This window comes from Thermosporothrix hazakensis (assembly GCF_003253565.1).
Classification (GTDB): domain Bacteria; phylum Chloroflexota; class Ktedonobacteria; order Ktedonobacterales; family Ktedonobacteraceae; genus Thermosporothrix; species Thermosporothrix hazakensis.
Map to the genome: position 1 here is coordinate 76,070 of NZ_QKUF01000006.1, position 16,546 is coordinate 92,615.

At 52.1% G+C, this 16,546-nt stretch carries 18 protein-coding genes; 11 read left to right on the top strand and 7 right to left on the bottom strand.

Features of this window, described 5'->3' with window-relative positions:
• Window positions 1-129: 129 nt before the first annotated feature.
• Both EI42_RS11045 and EI42_RS11050 read left to right on the top strand, forming a co-directional pair.
• On the top strand, window positions 130-1,572 hold the full coding sequence (locus EI42_RS11045; protein ID WP_111321826.1) for an APC family permease: 1,443 nt from the start codon (window positions 130-132) through the stop codon (window positions 1,570-1,572).
• Between the two features lie 14 nt (window positions 1,573-1,586).
• Window positions 1,587-2,519, top strand: a complete 933-nt coding sequence (locus EI42_RS11050) for an acetamidase/formamidase family protein (protein ID WP_111321828.1) — start codon at window positions 1,587-1,589, stop codon at window positions 2,517-2,519.
• Window positions 2,520-2,571: 52 nt separating this feature from the next.
• Here EI42_RS11050 and EI42_RS11055 read toward each other — a convergent pair whose 3' ends face one another.
• A complete protein-coding gene (locus EI42_RS11055) occupies window positions 2,572-3,408 on the bottom strand; it encodes an aminoglycoside 6-adenylyltransferase (protein WP_111321830.1) in 837 nt (278 codons plus the stop codon).
• Window positions 3,409-3,681: 273 nt separating this feature from the next.
• On the opposite strand from EI42_RS11055, the gene EI42_RS11060 reads away from it, so the two are divergent.
• On the top strand, window positions 3,682-4,098 hold the full coding sequence (locus EI42_RS11060; RefSeq protein WP_111321832.1) for a hypothetical protein: 417 nt from the start codon (window positions 3,682-3,684) through the stop codon (window positions 4,096-4,098).
• A 326-nt stretch (window positions 4,099-4,424) separates the two neighbouring features.
• On the opposite strand, the gene EI42_RS11065 is transcribed toward EI42_RS11060, so the two are convergent.
• A complete protein-coding gene (locus EI42_RS11065) occupies window positions 4,425-5,756 on the bottom strand; it encodes an alkaline phosphatase (protein WP_111321834.1) in 1,332 nt (443 codons plus the stop codon).
• Window positions 5,757-5,947: 191 nt separating this feature from the next.
• Here EI42_RS11065 and EI42_RS11070 point away from each other — a divergent pair, with 191 nt between their 5' ends.
• The gene (locus tag EI42_RS11070) at window positions 5,948-6,403 is read left to right on the top strand and encodes a GNAT family N-acetyltransferase (RefSeq protein ID WP_111321836.1); all 456 of its coding nucleotides are present in this window, start codon (window positions 5,948-5,950) and stop codon (window positions 6,401-6,403) included.
• Window positions 6,404-6,456: 53 nt separating this feature from the next.
• Here EI42_RS11070 and EI42_RS11075 read toward each other — a convergent pair whose 3' ends face one another.
• Together EI42_RS11075 and EI42_RS11080 are read right to left on the bottom strand one after the other, a co-directional pair.
• Complete coding sequence (locus EI42_RS11075) at window positions 6,457-7,086, bottom strand: hypothetical protein (protein WP_137686397.1); 630 nt, start codon at window positions 7,084-7,086, stop codon at window positions 6,457-6,459.
• On the bottom strand, window positions 7,049-7,471 hold the full coding sequence (locus tag EI42_RS11080) for a response regulator (RefSeq protein WP_111321840.1): 423 nt from the start codon (window positions 7,469-7,471) through the stop codon (window positions 7,049-7,051). Before EI42_RS11080 ends, EI42_RS11075 begins: the two co-directional genes overlap by 38 nt.
• 184 nt (window positions 7,472-7,655) lie before the next feature.
• Here EI42_RS11080 and EI42_RS11085 point away from each other — a divergent pair, with 184 nt between their 5' ends.
• The 5 genes from EI42_RS11085 to EI42_RS11105 all read left to right on the top strand — a co-directional run bounded on the left by EI42_RS11085 (window position 7,656) and on the right by EI42_RS11105 (window position 11,834).
• Complete coding sequence (locus EI42_RS11085; protein WP_111321842.1) at window positions 7,656-8,831, top strand: helix-turn-helix domain-containing protein; 1,176 nt, start codon at window positions 7,656-7,658, stop codon at window positions 8,829-8,831.
• A 2-nt stretch (window positions 8,832-8,833) separates the two neighbouring features.
• Window positions 8,834-9,940, top strand: coding sequence for an NsdA family TPR-like regulatory protein (locus tag EI42_RS11090; RefSeq protein WP_111321844.1), 1,107 nt, complete (start codon window positions 8,834-8,836; stop codon window positions 9,938-9,940).
• Between the two features lie 13 nt (window positions 9,941-9,953).
• Window positions 9,954-10,424, top strand: coding sequence for a GNAT family N-acetyltransferase (locus EI42_RS11095; protein WP_170142545.1), 471 nt, complete (start codon window positions 9,954-9,956; stop codon window positions 10,422-10,424).
• Between the two features lie 129 nt (window positions 10,425-10,553).
• Window positions 10,554-11,084, top strand: a complete 531-nt coding sequence (locus EI42_RS11100) for a flavoprotein (RefSeq protein ID WP_111321848.1) — start codon at window positions 10,554-10,556, stop codon at window positions 11,082-11,084.
• Window positions 11,085-11,198: 114 nt separating this feature from the next.
• Entirely contained in the window at window positions 11,199-11,834 is a 636-nt protein-coding gene (locus EI42_RS11105) for a histidine phosphatase family protein (RefSeq protein ID WP_111321850.1), read from the top strand.
• Here EI42_RS11105 and EI42_RS11110 read toward each other — a convergent pair.
• Window positions 11,776-12,543, bottom strand: coding sequence for a type 1 glutamine amidotransferase (locus EI42_RS11110; protein ID WP_111321852.1), 768 nt, complete (start codon window positions 12,541-12,543; stop codon window positions 11,776-11,778). The genes EI42_RS11105 and EI42_RS11110 overlap by 59 nt on opposite strands.
• 179 nt (window positions 12,544-12,722) lie before the next feature.
• On the opposite strand from EI42_RS11110, the gene EI42_RS11115 reads away from it, so the two are divergent.
• Window positions 12,723-13,508: an SDR family oxidoreductase gene (locus tag EI42_RS11115; protein ID WP_111321854.1), complete on the top strand. Its 786-nt coding sequence runs from the start codon at window positions 12,723-12,725 to the stop codon at window positions 13,506-13,508.
• A gap of 60 nt (window positions 13,509-13,568) precedes the next feature.
• Complete coding sequence (locus EI42_RS34315) at window positions 13,569-13,700, top strand: hypothetical protein (protein ID WP_282957318.1); 132 nt, start codon at window positions 13,569-13,571, stop codon at window positions 13,698-13,700.
• Here EI42_RS34315 and EI42_RS11120 read toward each other — a convergent pair.
• Window positions 13,679-14,773, bottom strand: a complete 1,095-nt coding sequence (locus EI42_RS11120; protein ID WP_111321856.1) for a threonine aldolase family protein — start codon at window positions 14,771-14,773, stop codon at window positions 13,679-13,681. The genes EI42_RS34315 and EI42_RS11120 overlap by 22 nt on opposite strands.
• Before the next feature lie 88 nt (window positions 14,774-14,861).
• A complete protein-coding gene (locus EI42_RS11125) occupies window positions 14,862-16,235 on the bottom strand; it encodes a leucine-rich repeat domain-containing protein (protein WP_111321858.1) in 1,374 nt (457 codons plus the stop codon).
• Window positions 16,236-16,546 lie beyond the last annotated feature (311 nt).

Here is a 16,546-nt window from a genome sequence, read left to right on the forward strand (position 1 = left end):
GATAGTAAAAGCAATGGGGAACTCTCCATGCTCTCTGGCCGCACAGGGAGTATGGAGAGCTTACAACGTTATACCGGCAATATTGCCTGTATGATATATTATTTATCTTGAACTCGAAGGGAGTTTGCGATGTCTGCTGATTCTACGCTTGGAAAGGGTGAATCCGGGCAATTGCGCCGAAATACCATCGGCCTGCCGGGGGTCCTGTTCCAGTCGATCACCACGATGGCCCCTGCATCTGGCCTTGCTGCCAGCCTGACTCCGGCTGTCGCTCTGACTGGTCCGGCGCTCCCGCTGACAGCGTTTATCGCGTTGATTGTCTGTATTTTCCTGGCCCTGACCATCGGGTCAATGGCGAAGCACCTTCCCTCTGCGGGCGGCTTCTACACATATATCAGTAATGCTCTCGGACAGAAGGTCGGTTGGTTGACCGGGTGGGCTTTCAACCTTGCCTACTTGCTGATTATTCCGTTCCAGTTGCTGGTGCTGGGGCCAACCGCGGATCAGCTTGTGAGCCAGTATTTCCATATCTCGCTTGGTTGGTTCACCTGGGTTATCATTTTCACCGTTATCCTCTTCCTGCTGTCGTATTTTGGTATCAAGGTTTCTGCTGACGCCGGTGTGATTCTGGGTGCTATCGAGATCGGCGTCTTTGTGCTGTTGAGTATCTGGCTGCTTGTTACCAACCCCGGTAACATCTCGCTGGATATTCTGAATCCTGCTCACAGTGGCGATCCTGCCTGGGGTGGCTGGAAAGGCATTCTGATGGGCATGACGTTTGTCCTGCTCGCCTTTGCTGGATTTGAGTCTTCTGTTCCTCTGGCAGAAGAGACTATTAATCCTCGCAGAACTGTACCTCGTGCTATCTTGCTCGCTGCTGTGTGTATCGGTCTGTTTTATGTCTTCTGCTCCTTTGCCGCAATGGTAGGCTGGGGCCCGGCAAATGCTGCCCTCTATGGTTCGCCCGATCATGCAGATCCGTGGGCTGAGATGGCTCAGCGAGCCTGGGGACCGGCAAGCGTGATTATTCTGCTGGCGATCCTCAATAGTGCTCTGGCGAACGCGAACGCCGGTGTGAATGCCGTGACGCGTGTGCTGTTTGCGATGGGTCGGGTTGGCACGCTGCCGAAGAGCTTCGCGCACCTGAACAAGTACGGCACGCCGGATGTCGCTTTCATTCTGGCGATGATCGTGGCGCTGGTCTGTTCACTGGTTCCGGGCTTTGTTTATGGTCCATCGCTTGCTTTCGGCTTCCTGGGAACGATCCTGATTCTCCCGATTATCTTGATTTACATGTTGACCTGTATCTCTGTGGTGGTGTTCTATCTGCGCAAACACAAGGATGAGTTCAACGTGTTCCGTCACGTAATCGTGCCGGTGATCCCGTTCCTGGTGCTCCTGGTTGTGTTATATAATCAGTTTAATCCGTTGCCTGCCGCTCCGCTGTTGTATGCTGGCCCGATTGTGCTTGCATGGCTGGTTATCGGCGTGATTATTCTGGCAATACTGAGCGTGAAAGCGCCTGAGACGCTGGCAAAAAGTGATGAAGTATTTGTTGAAGGAGAGGAGTAAATAGAAGAAGAGCTATGATTCCTGACGTGAAATATCATCTGCACCATACACATAACTGCTGGGACCAGAGCATTCCGCCTCTGGTTACAGTGCAATCTGGCGATGTTGTTGAGCTGGAAACGCGCGAGGCTTCAGCCGGTCAGTTGAACCCTGGCAGCACCAGCGATGCCCTGCGCTCGCTGGATTTTAGCGCGGTCAACCCCGTTACCGGGCCAATCGCGATTGATGGCGCGAAACCTGGTGACGTGGTTGAGGTTGAGATTCTTGATGTGCGCCCAAAAGATTGGGGCTGGACAGGCGTTATTCCCGGCTTTGGCTTGCTGGCCGACGAATATCCCGAGCCGTATTTGAAGATCTGGGAGCTGAACGGGGATCATGCGTATTTCAAGCCTGGAATTCGCATTCCGCTGGAGCCGTTCTGTGGCATGATCGGCGTCGCTCCGGCTGAGCCCGGTGCACTGGATATGGTCCCGCCTCGTGCCAATGGCGGCAACCTGGATACCAGACAACTGGTGAAGGGCTCAAAGGTCTATCTCCCGGTTCTCTATCCCGGGGCGCTGCTCTCGCTTGGCGATACGCATGCGGCGCAGGGTGATGGCGAGGTCTGTGGTTCCGCAATCGAGGGCCCGATGGTGGTTAAGATTCGTGTGAACCTGCTCAAGGACGCCGATCTCAGCTCTATCTCCTACTATACGCCAGGCAACCAGGCTCCGAAGCAGAACCAGAAGGGCTACTATGCGACAACTGCCTATGGTCCTGATCTGTTTGAGGCGGTGCGCCAGTCTATCCGGGGCATGATCAAGCATCTGACGAAGAACTATGATCTGACGCCGCACGAGGCCTACGCGCTTTGTAGCGTTGCGGTCGATGTGCGCATCGGCGAAGTGGTAAACGCGCCTAACTGGCTGGTTTCCGCCCAATTGCCGCTTGATATCTTCGAGGGCTAAAGCAGTTTCTTCTCATTATTGGGAGCGGGTCAAAACAACCTGCTCCCACTTTTTATGTACATCTATCTGAGGGGAGCCAGAAAAGGACGATAGCCTCAATGCGCTCCGCAAGCGCGTGGGGCCAGCGAAAGCCGTGAAGCGCGGCAATGGAGCGGCAGACCTCCGATCCCAATTCGATGCTCTTTCTCAGCGCTCTGGCGGTCCCTGCAAGTGTTGCCGCGGTGGGCAGACAGGCATTCAGCCTCGCCAGTCGTTCCGCAGGAAGGGCCGGTTCAATGCCACTATGGTGGTTGTACCATTGTGAGATAATTGTGGCTTCCAGCCTCAGGAGCCGGATCAGGGCAGGTAGAACACTGACATGAAAAAGCTGGCAAGCGTTCCATTGATCGCCACGCAACAGCTTGCAAAGGGTGTCGAGCAGATCATACCAGAAGGTGCTGGCAAGTTCTTCAAACGTTGCCTGCTGATCGGTCGGGAAAGCATCGGCTGCTTGATGAAGCGCCGTTGTAAGCTGTCCGGTTGCGTCATAGAGCACGTTGGCCTCAAGGGCCGGTCTATCCAGGGTGAGGTGCATGGAATTGGCGGGCAGGCAGATTGCTGTGAGGTGTACAGGAAGCGGCTGCGCATCATAGACAACGCGAATGGTGTTCTCTGCCTCTCGTAACAGCAGGAGGGGAGGTCCAAACCGGGTGAACCAGGCCTCAAGCTCCAGCACAAACGTGTCAAAGTAGGTATCTATGATAAAAAGCGTCAGGGCAAAGTCAGTTCGACTCTCCAGGATGCGTTCATCTTCTGCACTGTAATCGACCAGGCCAGCAATACGCTTGTCTTGCCGGCACATATCGAGTAGTTGCGCCTGTAGAGCCTGACGCGCTGTCGTTTTCCCCATATTCCTCCTCTTCTTTCCCCCATTTGTCACCCCTTATTCTAGCGCTTCCAGACCAAGATGGACAAGAGAAAAGAGAGAGGAGGGGGTAGTATTTATCATACCTTTTTAAAAATGGCGCTCTCTTTTTGGAAATAACTGGCGTAGTTCTATTGCCCGGTACAGTTGACAGGTACAACATATGAATAGCATACTGTAAAGGATATGGGAAGGAAGAAGCGATAACAAGAGAACAACACGCATCCGCTGAGGAGCGTTTTGCACTGATTCGTCCGTTTGTGGAAGAAGGGGTGCCGCCGCCTGAACGTCCCGGTATCGCTTCCCGAGAGCACGCTTACCCGGCTCTACGAGCAACTTGAGGGCTGGCCTGCTGGTCTGCGTCTCTGGGCGCGGCGCTGGCAATCTGGTGAGGTGCTCTCGCGTCCGCTGCTGGATTATGTGCGAACGGAAGTTGTACAGCGGCTCCCGGAGTCACTTCTGCGCTCTCTTGAGCAGATCTGCCTGTTGAGCCGGCTGAATGCGGCTTTTGTCTTCCTTGCGATGGTGCTTGCTTTGTTGTTTTTGTTGCCTGGCAGCGATACGAAAATCTTCCTTGCGCGCAATTCATTGATTCCGGGTGTATTCGGGCTCCTTTTACTGCTCTCGTTGGCGCTGCCTCGCTCGATTATATTTTATAGCGTTCTCAAATTGTGACGGGTGGCGTGAGGGAACGGGTTGCCCGATTTGAGGAGGAATGGAAAAAAGAGGCTTCGGTACGCTTCTGGATTGTCATACTCTCACTGATATGAGGCGTCGGGATGCTCGTTGACGCTGTAACGGGAACGGCGCTGGCGTTTTGGCTCAGGAACGAACACTTTTTGCTGGTATCACCTTTGGTACAGCTAGCACTTTATGGACTGCTACTACTGTTCTCTCTGGCACTGTGTCGGCGACGGGGATGAAAGAAGAGCATCTTCTATAAGAGAAGTGAGATCTCTATAGAAGATGCCCCTTTTCTTCAAAGAAGGAACATTTCCGCTTTAACGGATGGAGAGTGCCCGCTTGATGATCTGAAAGATGTCGGTCTGGTTGATCACACCCATGACTCGCGGCGCTTCAGGACCCATTGCAGCGATACGTACCTGTGTCCCTGTGTGCGACTGGGACTCCCCAGAAGGAGCCGTCGCATAGCTCACGTACATGGTAGAACCTTCCTTCGTGATCAGCTTGCTGAAGACTCCAGGCTGCTTGGCGCTGGTTGGCTCTTCGATAATCTGGGAAGTATGGCCGTGATCGGCTGTGACGATGACCAGCGTGTCCGGGTGCTGGCGGGCGTAATCCATGCCTACCTTGATTGCTTTATCGAACGCGATGGTCTCACCAATCTGAGCGCACGGATTGGCAGCATGGTCCTGCTTGTCGATGGATGCGCCTTCAACCTGTAAGAAGAAGCCTTTGCGGCTATTTCGCTGAAGGAGCTCGATCGCTTTGCTGGTCATGTCGGCCAGGGCGGGTTCATTGCTCGGTCGATTGTTCTCCTGGCAGGTCTGTGGCCCACTTCCAGGGAAGGGCTGCGCGGGAGTGCCAGTCCATTCGGTCGTCATATTACTCTGGTTGAAGAGACCCAGAACATGCTGACTGTTCACCTTCTTGAGCCCGTTGGCATCGGTCACGACGGTATATCCCTGGGCCTGAGCGGCTTCGAGGACCGTCTTACCGGTATATTTGCCAAAATCGATCTTTTGGTCAAAGCGCTGCTTCCCGCCTCCAAGCAGGACGTTGACCTGATGGTCAATCTGCTGTTCCGCGATCGAGCCGGGGCCGCCTGCCGACTTCTTGTCCTGCGGGCAGCTCTTCATGTCTGCGGGGCCCTGGCAAGAGCGGCTGCTGACATGCGAGGCCAGCACTGCCGGAGTCGCGTCGGTCAGTTCAGCGGTGGTGACGTCGCCAGTCACGTAGCCCGCTTTCTGAGCCAGTTCAAGGATGGTCGGAAGATCTTTGTCTGTCCCGGCTGTGGTCGAAATGCGCCCGTTGCTGGTTTTCGTGCCAGTCGCCCAACCAGTACCGCTGGCTGCCGAGTCGGTCACATAGTCCGGCTGCTTCGGGTTGTTTTCGAGCACCGAATAGGTCGTGCTTGCGCCGACATAAGGCAGCTTATCCATGTTGAGACGCCCGTTCGCACCAACGAAATAGTTGCGTGCGAGGGTGATTTCGGAGTCGCCCATACCGTCACCGAGGAAGAGGATGACGTTCCGATAGCGTCCGTGCGTCTCGGGGACCGAAGTTCGAGCGAAAGCTGCGGTAGGAATTAAGAGTAAGAGTAAAACAAGAACTGAAATACCAATAGAGAAATACTGCTTTTTACCTTGCATATCTGCCTCTCTTTCTTTCTAGCGGGGTTTGTCTCATTGTATGTTCAATGTTGTTAAAGGAGTTTTAAGCCCGGGTAAAGCTTTGTCAATTTTTCTTGTAAAGAGTGTTAACACGCGGTTAAGAAATACTTGTAGAGACAGATGTTCCTCTCGTAATATAGGGAGAAGAAGCAGACTTCGATGGAGGAGAAATGATGACTATACGGACAATTCGTCGGGCTCAGGAAGCGGAACGAGAGGCGATCGAGACCTGTGTGCGTCGGGCCTATGCTTGCTATCTTGCTCGTATGGAGCGTGAACCTGCTCCCTTGCATGCTGATTATCTCTCTCTGATAAAAGATGGTACTGTCTACGTCCTGCCAACGACAGAAGGCATTTGTGGGGTCCTGGTGATGATGCCAGAGCGTGACGCCATGTTTGTTGAAAATGTGGCGATCGATCCTCGTTTTCAAGGGCAGGGACTTGGGCGGCTGCTCTTCTCGTTTGTGGAGCAAGAGGCGCTCAAGGCAGGTTTAAAGGCGATTCGGCTCTACACGAACGCTGTAATGGTGGAAAATTTCCGCTTTTATCGACGTCTGGGATTTGAAGAAGTAGACAGAAGACTGCACGAGGGATATCAACGGGTTTTCTTTCAGAAATTGCTCTAGCTGCTCTGTGGGCCTGTGGAAAAGGCTGACTCTTCGACAGGCCCTGACCTGATCTATGCCTCGCTGCCCTGTTTCACTGTCGTATCGATGTGCCGAACAAACACATCTCGGTTGAGTGTGTGAGGTACAAGTGCTTCCAGAGCCAGTTCGTATGCTTCTGCTTTTGTAGATGCGATCACTTTGACGTGTGTTACGAGCGTGCAATCAAAGAAAAAGAACTGTTTCCCGGGAAAAGAATCGATTTCAAGCGCATCTTTGAGATTGCGTGCAGGCACCTCTGTCACTCCCTCCGCGTCACAATAGTAGATGTCACGCTGCATGGTAGCGACAACGTATGGGTTTTTGGAACTTTCGGGGCAATATTCCAGTATGTGAACGTAGAGGCCGCCGGCTGTCTGGTACCAGCAATCGAGCCGGAAGGGAGGATACGCCTTTTCAAGGAGCATATATTCGTCAATATCTCCATTATAGCGGAATTGTACCCCTTCTCGGTAGAGTTCTGTATAGGCATCTCGAAATGTCTCGTTTGCAGCATGTCGCTCGGGGGTTTCAGGTGGAAGCGAGCGAAAGCGGTGCCATGCTTCATTCAGCCTTTTGAGCTTGCGACGGCGTTCCTCTTTCGAGAGCTGGCAGGCTGACGGTTGGCTAGTGGACAATTGGTCCGGAGTTTGTCTGTTCGTCATTATGTATCTCCTGAAAAAGAGTTGAGACAGTAGCAGTGATACAGGTCGTTGTAAAAGGCTTGGTGAGAAATGAGTGTGCTCCAAGAAGCCGCGCCTTGAGCCGCTGGACGACACCGCAATGACGTGAGATGAAAAGAAGCGGAACTTCAGAGAGCACTGGCTTCTTCTTGAGGTAACGAGCGATCTCAAAACCGTTCATTTGAGGTAAGTCGATATCCAGGATGAAAAGCGAGGGTATCGGCTCTACAGGCTCATTGAGGAGCGTTTTGAGCGCGAGCACTCCATCCGGAAATGTGGTCACAGGATAGCCTGCGCGTCGCAAGGTAACCTCAAGGATCTTGCGGATAGTAGGCGAATCGTCAATGACGACGATCGGGCGCTGCATGGCATTTTCCTCCCTACAAACATGACGTCTACCATACTTAAAAAGGGAACTGAAGAATGAGTAGCGTAGGACTTTATGTAGATCCTATTGAAGTGTAGTACGCGTTAGTGGTATTATCAAGGAACGGGATGTTCCTGGAGAGGAACATATTGTTACGAAGCGAGCTGTGAAAAAGGGAGGTTTTATGTCGGAGAAGCGTCATCTGGAATTCAATAGCAACGAGTTTGGGAAACTGGTGCGGTCGTTTCGTTTACAACGAGGATGGTCGCAGGGGGATCTTGCTGAACGGTGGGGACACACCCGAGAATATGTATCTCTGATTGAAAGAGGCAAGCGAAAAGTCGACAAGCTGGAACAAATCAGCCGCCTGGCAGAAATTCTAGAAATACCGCAGGAACGCCTCGATGCGATAGGGAAGACAAGACCTCCGACAAAGCTCCTTGCCGATAAACCGTCTGAGGCCAATGATATTCTACTACAGACGCTCCTGGAGCCTTCTCTTGCAACTGCAAAGTTATCCTGGTTGCTTTGGCTTGCTGATGGGAAGAATCAACCTGTTGTAGAGAGTCTGGAAGGGATGATAGAGAATCTGGAGGGTGCTCTGACGAAATATCATGGTCAATTTATGAAACCCGCGCAAAAAGTACTGGCATATGCGCATGAGATGATGGGACGGATTGCATATGATCAACTTCGTTTTACGCAGGCATCAGGCCATTTTCAGGAAATGTTTGATTTAGGGGAAGAGTTGCATGATGTCGATATCATGTGCCTCGCGCAAATCCATCAGGCGGATGTGCAGAGAAAGCGGGGGCGATATGAAGCAGCGGTCAAAATTCTGCATAGAATGCAGCCGATCATAGATGTGGCAAGCACGCTTGTCCAGGGAGTACGCTGGCAGATTCTGGCGCGAGCGCACGCTGCTTATGGTTTCTCGGCTGAGTTTCTCGATGCAATTCAGCGAGCAGAAGAATGTGCACATCTTGTGAAAGATAATTTAGATACTCAGTATAATCAGTTTAACCGGATTGAGGTATTACAGGAGAAAGCGCAGGGGCATACGTTGTTATGGGAGCCTGAGAAGGCGCTTGAGATCTACGCCTATCTTGATAACTTGAAGCCATTCCGTCCTATGCGTGCGCTCGGCTCCTATACTATTATTAAAGCTCAAGCATATTCCTATAGTGGGGACATGGAAAAAGGAGTCAAGCTAGCGGTTCGGGGAATAGAACTTGCTCGACATTATGGTTCACAACGCCATATCAGCAGAGTTCAAGCGATGTATGATAGACTGAACATCACGAAATTACGGAATCATAAAGCGATGAAGGAATTACATGCAGTTTTAATGGGTGGGTAGCTGTGTCTGTTGCGGTGCGAGATATGGAGCGGCGTGACTCTGGTTTCTCAATCGAAAGACGGCGATTTTTAGCTGATCTCTTCAATATCCCGCCGATGCTTTTAGGTATCGTGACGGTAGATGAGATTCTGCAAAAGCTGGCAAAGGATGAAAAGATAGAACAGACCTCCCATATAGGTAATAAGAGGATTGTTCTTAATTTTAATGAATACGAGTGTATACTACAAAATTACTGGGACTTGCATCATGTGCAGTCGATGCACCCTGATATTCAGGCAGTTGCGCTACATGTTGCTGTCCTTCAGCAAGCTGCTGAGAACTACAAGGGATCGCAGAAGGAACAGTGCTATACATTGTTAAGTTGCTATTATCAGGTGCTCGCGATGATTTTTCGGGATCTCGGGCTATTTGACGAGGCCGACAGCCATATTCAGCGGGCAGTTGAGTATGCTCGTTTAGTAGACAACCACGAGCTGCTTGCGATCTCGCTCTATCGTCGGGGCGTTCTCCTTTTTGATCGTGGGCGGCTTGTTGAGGCTCCTCGGTTGTTTTACGATGCGTTGCGAGATTTTCAAGAAGCGCTTTCCTTGAAGACACGCCTGCCTGCTCTTCTCATTGCTGTATTGAAGCTGAAAGAAGGTCATTCGCTAGCACGCATAGCGAGAACTGAATATGATAAAAGAAGTGTTGTACAGACTATTGATGAAGCAGGCGCTCTTATCCGGTCTTTGAGTAAAGTAGAGAGAGAGCAAGAAATATATGCTTTAAAGACAGATCTCAACCATTATCACATTGATAAAGGGGCAGCCCTGATCGTGCTTCAGCGGCCGGATGAGGCTCTTGATGAGCTCAATATGGCCCTTGAGCGATCAGGCTTCAAGCGACGAAATATCTATCGCGATATCTTGCTTGCGACAGCAGCTCTTCAGAAAGGTGAATTTCTGCTGGCAACTACTTTAGCGGAAGAGGCGCTTGTTTGTGTGAAGCACATGCGTTCGGAGGTGAATGTTCAGCGCATTGCTCGGCTTTATAGCAGATTGAAAGAGAGCCCGTATGGTAATGAGCCAGAGGTTACGAGACTTGGATACTTGCTGCGACGGAAGCGGTAAAGGAGAAGAGAGAGTGGCTGAATATACAGTCCGCAAAGCAGGAATGCAGGATTGTGATGCTATCGTTCAACTGAGAATCCGTCTATTTAAAGAGGTCGATTTCCGGGAGGGTGGTGAGCCATCACAAGCCCTGTTTGAGCAGACAAAACAGTATATACAAGAAAATATAGCTTCTGGAAAATTTCATTCATGGATAGCGGAAGCAGCCGCAGGAGAAATAGTGGCGATAAGTGGAATGGTCTTGCTGGAAAAACCGCCCTCGCGTTTCTGCCCATCTGGCTTAGAGGCATATATTATGAATATGTATACTCTTCCGGGATGGAGGGGAAAAGGGATAGCAACTGCACTTATGAACCGTATTATTGAATATGCGAAGCAAGTCCGTGCCTCTCGCGTTTTTCTCCATACAACCGATGCAGGACGCCATGTGTATGAGCGTTGTGGTTTCCGACCGACCCATGATGATCTGGAGTTACTGTTATAACCGGCTTTTCGCGAACACATCAAAAAGTGGCCGGAAAAATTTCCGCTTTTTCGATTGACCGGGGTATTAAATAACACAGATGGCATATTGCCTGAAAACTCTAGAAAGAAGAGGAGCGAATCAACCGAAATGAATTCGCAAACCATGAAAAGAGTGCTGTACCTTGTTATCTGTGCTGCCGGTGCAGCGCCGCAGGCCTATGAGCTGATCCCGCTTCTGATCGCTGCTGGTTGGAATGTCTGTGCGATTCTTACCCCGAGTGCGACGGCATTTGTCGAGCAAAAGCGGCTGCACTATCTGACGGGAAATCCGGTTCGCACCAATTACAAACAGCCCGGAACGCCGGACCTTCTGCCTCCTCCTGATGCATTGCTGGTGTTTCCCGCGACCTTTAACACGGTCAACAAGTGGGCGCTTGGTATCAGTGATAATCTGGCGCTCGGGCTTCTCTGCGAGCATACCGGCATTGGAACGCCGATTCTGGCCGTACCGGTAGTCCGGCGCGGAAAGCTGGCCGAGCATCCCGCATTTCCGCAAAGTCTCAAGCTGCTCACCGAATATGGCATTCATGTTCTCTACGAGCCCGAACAGTATCCACCGCGGAACGAGGTGCCCGGGGAGATCATCGTGCAGGAACTCTTGCGGATTACGTCCCTCTAAGACGTTTCTTATAGTTGGAAAGAAGCATGCTGATGCCGTGTGTGGGTGGTACTGTTCGGCCTTTTATTGTACAGTTATCTCTAGCGAGACAACTTATGGAAGAGGTTCTGAACAATGAAAACAACACTCTATATCACACGGCATGGAGAGACGCAATGGAACATTGAAAGGAGGCTGCAGGGCTGGCAGGATTCGCCGCTGACTGCCCTGGGGGTCTGTCAGGCGCAATGGCTCGGGGAAGCGTTGCGTGAGGTCGCGTTCACCGCTATTTATACCAGTCCGAGCCAGAGGACGCGCACAACAGCGGAGCTGATCGGCGCTCATCATTCCTGTGATATTATTCCACATGATGCATTGCGTGAATTATATATGGGTGATTGGGAAGGAAAGACGCGTGAGGAGCTTCAACAGCGCGAGCCGGAGATCTTCGCTGCTTTTTGGAGCCGTCCGCATCTCTATCGGCCCGTCAACGGGAGCGAATCCTTCTACGATCTGCGGGAACGCGTGCTCCCCTTTCTCCAAAGCGTGCTTGAGAAACAGAAAGGGGAAACGCTCCTTCTCGTCACGCATGCAGCGACGCTGAAGACCATAATGGCCTTCTTCGATGAGCGCCCAATGGAACGGCTCTGGGAGCCGCCGGCCGCGTATCCGACCGGATTATGCAAAGTCGTGATCGAGGAGCAGAAGCCGCTTATTGAGCTGTACGGCGATATCTCCCACTATCGTGAATGGGCGAACGTGCAGGGATAAGCTGACCAATACGAAACAGATTGTCAAGGAAGATCCGAGAATGTTCCTCGTAGGTGGGGTATATCGTTCTCCATGCTTCCTTGATATGCTGATACGTTTCTGGCTTGTGCTGGAAGGCGCGGCGCGTCGTTTTGTCTGAAAGTTGCTCCTCGAACATCCTGGGAGTGAGCTCAATATGATACTGAATGCCATAAGCGTTCGGTCCAAAGCGGAAGGCCTGATGCTCTCTGCCTTGCGAGGTGGCGAGGAGAACGCCGTCCTGAGGCAGATCGAACACATCATTGTGCCATTGAAAGGCGAGCTGATGGGCTGGCATGCCGGTATAGATCGGGTCGCGGCGGCCGGCATCGGTGATATGGACATTGAGCAGGCCAATTTGTGGAGCAGCCAGGCGTCTGATCCGTGCTCCCAGTGCTGAAGCAAGCAATTGACCGCCGAAACAGATTCCCAGAAAGGGGAGCCCGCGGGCAAGGGCTTTGCGGGTTAGCTCCTTTTCCTTCGTAATAAAGGGGTAGCGATTCTCGTCATACACGTGTTCCTGCCCCCCAAAAATGATGAGCATATCATAATCATAAAGAACGTCCGGGAGTGGTTCATGAGAGGAGGTGCAAATGTCGATCTGGATATGCTGCTTCCGGGCCATGTCAAGCACAAGGCCGGGTGGGTCCTCAGGTGTATGCTGGAGGGCCAGAATGCGCTTCGTTCCCATAGTTTTCCTTCTGATAGACTAATGCAGCTTTGTGCGTATCGAATGTTCGAGTAGAACACGATGAGCGATGGAGGTTGGTGACGGTTGAGCTCTGTGATGGAACCAGGGTGATAGCTTTCACGTGAAAAAGGCGTTGCTCTATTATTCCAGTTGCAGTGTAGAAGGGGAGAGAAACGTATATGTCTACTATTCTTGTAACCGGGGGCACAGGCGGAGTGGGTCAGCTCGTCGTGCAGTTCCTGATTGACCATGATCATAATGTGCGTGTCTACACGCATCAGGAGAATCCGCCCGTGCCTGAAGAGATCGAGGTCTGTCGCGGTGATATTCGTACGGGGAGCGGGTTGAAGGAGGCAACAGCGGATATTGATGCAATTGTGCATTGTGCCAGTAACTATCAGGAAGAGGGCTTCACGACCGATATTCGTGGGACTCAACATTTGCTGCAAGCTGCCCTGCAACATGATCTGCCGCATATCGTCTATATCTCGATTGTTGGCATTGATAAGAGTCCATATCCGTACTATAAAGCGAAGCTGGAAGTTGAGCACATGATTGAGCATTCCGGCTTGCCCTGGACCATTTTGCGCGCGACCCAGTTTCACGATCTGGTCCTGAACCTGATCAAGCAGGGCGAGAAGCCGGAGGAGAAGAAAATTGTCATCCCGGCGGGAATGCGCTTTCAGTCGATTGATAAGCTGGAGGTGGCTCATCGGCTGGTTGATCTGGTAGAACGGGGGGCCTGTGGGCATGTGCCGGCGATGGGTGGGCCGCAGGTGCTGACCATTGAAGAGATGGCCGATATCTATATGCGCGTCTATCAGCGAGAATGTGTTATCCATCCGATGCCGCTCAAGAGCCCACTGTATGACGCTTTTCGGTCTGGTGTCAATATCGTGCTTGACCGTGCGGTTGGCCATATTACCTGGGAGACCTTTTTACGTAATCGCCTTCAAAATGGCTAGACCTTTTCCGCTTTGACAGCGAACCGGGGTATTCAAAAAGAGAAGAGAAAAAGCAGGGAGGTGTGTGATAGACGTTTTCTGGCGGAATGTATTATGCCTGCTGATGTGGTTCCCTGGCTGGCAGCAGTGGGCAGGCATCGAGTGGCCTGTCACTGCTGCTGTGTGGCAATCTATGCATCGCGGGCAAGCTGAAGGAGCTTTTGGAGCGCTTCCACTACCTCGGAAGTGGTCCATTGCTCGGTTGCCTCGCCAACCACCACTTCAACCATTGTCAGAGATGGGAATTGCGTTTCGTGGAGCGTGCCGAAAAGCCAGATATGTTCGGTTTCTGCCAGGTGCTCGATCCCCTTCTGAAGTGCCTTTGCTGGTGCTGGAAGGTAGAGCTGAAACGAGTTGATATGCGGCGGATCGGGAACAAGCTGTACTCCCTCGATCCGGGAGAGCGCAGCCGCTATTTCCCGGGCTCGTGCCACATAGGAAGCCATTTTAGGCAGGTGGTGTTGTAGTCCCTCATAGGCGGAAAGCACATAAGGGAAAACTGTGAAGATGTTGCCTCCAAGCCGTGTTTGCCATGCTTGTGTTTCCTCAATAAAGTCTTTTGGACCAGCCAGAACACAGCCTGCAAGCCCGCCGAGCCCTTTATAGAAGGAGACATAGACCGAGTCGGCAAGCGAGGCAATCTCTGCATAGGAGCGCCCATAATAGGGGCCGCACTCCCAGAGCCGGGCCCCATCGAAGTGGAGCGGTATGTGCTGCTCGCGGGCCCAGGTGGAAATAGCATACAGCTCGTCCCACGGCAAGAGCGTAAAGCCTGCATTGCGCAATGGAAGCTCAATCGTAATACTGCCGGGAGGCTCGTGAAGCGCCTTGAGCTCCTGGAGCGTAAACATGCTATGCTCCGAGCCGACACGCAAGCCAATCAGTGGGTGAAGGCGTTCATAGGCATTTCGCTCGTCAGCATCAATATGGCTTTTGGGATGAAGCGCGACAGTATAGCGGCGCGTTCGTTCTGCCCATGTGCGGAGCGCCATCTGTTGGGCAACCACCCCTTTATGCACAAAAACAGCGGCTTCCTTGCCTAATATCTCGGCGGTTTCCTGCTCTAGAAGCTGAATCGCAGGCCCTTGTCCATATCGATCAATGGGCATATCCAGAAGCGGTGATAGTGCCAGTTGCTTGAGCTGGTCGCGCTGCGTCAGAGGAGTATGTCCACAGAGGAAGCGATCACACGTGGTGCGAAGCCCTGTGTTCGCAAATAACATCATACGCTCATTTTCCTTGCTTGTGAGCTCATCTTGCGAATGAGAAAGACAGTTGTAGCTGGTTCAGTATATCTCGACTATTTCCAGACTGTCAAAGCGGTCGTTTGCCCGGGAGCGTCTGGCCGGGACTATCGAAGGAAGCGCCCGGAGAGGCCAGACCGTCCGTGTCTCCTGTGAAGGTCAGCGCAATGCCGCGCTTCCGAAGGGCAGTTGCCACGCTGCTTCCCTGCCACGACTCGTGAAGCGTCACCGTTTTGAGTTCGGGTAACGAAAGCAGAACAGAGATATCGGTCAAATGGTCGCACCACGAGAGGTTGATATGTTGCAGCCTGGTCAGCCGGGAAAGCGGTGTGATATCAGTCAGGTGGCCGCACCATGAAAGATCGAGCGCGGTGAGTTGCCCGAGCGCGGTAAGCGGTGTGATGTCCGTCAGGGACCAGCACCACGAAAGGTTCAGTGCTGAGAGCTGCGGCAGTGATGCCAGAATGGACAGGTCTGTAAGCTGAGAGCACCACGAGAGATTGAGCCGCTGAAGCCGCTTGAGCGCTGTGAGTGGAGTAAGGTCTGTGAGTTGTCCACAGGATGAGAAGCCGAACGCGGTCAGGTTTGCGAGTGGTGTGAGATCGGGCAAGCCTTGCAGCGTCTTGCAACTGGAAAGCATGAGGGTGGTGAAGTGCGGCAGTGTCGCCAGTACTGAAAGATCAATCGCCTGAGAGCAGTTGGAAAGCGAGAGCGTGTGCAGGTGTGAGAGCTCTGCCAGCGGCACGAGATCAAGCAGGTTGACGCAATCATTGAGAGCAAGCATGCGCAATTGAGAGAAGCGGGCAAGCGGTGTGATGTCGGTGAGCTCGTCACAGTGTGTCAGTGTGATGTCGACAAGCTCGGGAAGTTCAACGAGTGGCTTCAAGTGTGTCAGCTCTGAGCGTGCTGGCAGGGTCACGGTTGTCAGATGGGGAAGGTAGGCAAGAGGTGAGAAATCATGGAGTGCCCTGCAATCTGAGAGGGTGACCTTTCTTACCTCTGGTAGATCGGCAATCGCTGATATGTCGAGAAGATAATAACCATGGTTGAGTTTGACTGTCTGTATATGTGTAGGATTCACCTGGCTTGAAAGTACTAATACTGGATAATCCAGCGTTTCCAGAGTATAAAGATTGCACTCTATGGTCTGTCGGTCGTCCTGAAATTGAAGAGATGGTACAAGCGAGGGGCGAAAAAGTGTTTTCGTCCCAAACTGATGCAGGCGCCGATATTCGCGTTGTATCGCGTCTCGTGGGTCTTGCTTGTACGTGTGAAGGAGGTTCCAGGCTTCATCGGTGCCGATGAGGGCCAGCGTACGCATGCTGGCAAGAGCTGACTTGCTTGTTCGCTCGGCATCATAGCGAAGAAGAGGAAAGGCAGCGGAGCCTGCTGTTGCCAGAAAGAAGGCTTCTGGAAGCGTTTGAGGTGGTTTGGCTGGAAACATGGTTCTCCTTTCACATGCCTGAATATGAAGTGCAAAAAGAAAGCAGTATAAGCTCTTCCACTATGATCGAGAGAAAGAGTATTGAGTAGCTTCCTGGCAGTGATATGCGGGGCGATCGGTACGGGAAGTTCTGTTTTCAAGGTACCATTTTTTGCGCCGGAAGAGCGCTGTCCTGAAGAACGGTTTCTTCCCTGTCCAAAGGGACAGGTAGAAACTGGCCGATTGCTACGAGATCTTCTTGTTCCGCTCTGATACAATGAAAACGCAACGAAGAAGAGGTATTGAACATTCCTGCCTATTGAAGAGACACT

Coding starts and splice junctions, on each gene's coding strand:
- EI42_RS11105 (WP_111321850.1), top strand. CDS start 11,199: ATGAAAACAACACTCTATATCACACGGCATGGAGAGACGCAATGGAAC.
- EI42_RS11100 (WP_111321848.1), top strand. CDS start 10,554: ATGAATTCGCAAACCATGAAAAGAGTGCTGTACCTTGTTATCTGTGCT.
- EI42_RS11085 (WP_111321842.1), top strand. CDS start 7,656: ATGTCGGAGAAGCGTCATCTGGAATTCAATAGCAACGAGTTTGGGAAA.
- EI42_RS11125 (WP_111321858.1), bottom strand. CDS start 16,235: ATGTTTCCAGCCAAACCACCTCAAACGCTTCCAGAAGCCTTCTTTCTG.
- EI42_RS11070 (WP_111321836.1), top strand. CDS start 5,948: ATGATGACTATACGGACAATTCGTCGGGCTCAGGAAGCGGAACGAGAG.
- EI42_RS11075 (WP_137686397.1), bottom strand. CDS start 7,086: ATGACGAACAGACAAACTCCGGACCAATTGTCCACTAGCCAACCGTCA.
- EI42_RS11055 (WP_111321830.1), bottom strand. CDS start 3,408: ATGGGGAAAACGACAGCGCGTCAGGCTCTACAGGCGCAACTACTCGAT.
- EI42_RS11110 (WP_111321852.1), bottom strand. CDS start 12,543: ATGGGAACGAAGCGCATTCTGGCCCTCCAGCATACACCTGAGGACCCA.
- EI42_RS11045 (WP_111321826.1), top strand. CDS start 130: ATGTCTGCTGATTCTACGCTTGGAAAGGGTGAATCCGGGCAATTGCGC.
- EI42_RS11115 (WP_111321854.1), top strand. CDS start 12,723: ATGTCTACTATTCTTGTAACCGGGGGCACAGGCGGAGTGGGTCAGCTC.
- EI42_RS11050 (WP_111321828.1), top strand. CDS start 1,587: ATGATTCCTGACGTGAAATATCATCTGCACCATACACATAACTGCTGG.
- EI42_RS11080 (WP_111321840.1), bottom strand. CDS start 7,471: ATGCAGCGCCCGATCGTCGTCATTGACGATTCGCCTACTATCCGCAAG.
- EI42_RS11065 (WP_111321834.1), bottom strand. CDS start 5,756: ATGCAAGGTAAAAAGCAGTATTTCTCTATTGGTATTTCAGTTCTTGTT.
- EI42_RS11120 (WP_111321856.1), bottom strand. CDS start 14,773: ATGATGTTATTTGCGAACACAGGGCTTCGCACCACGTGTGATCGCTTC.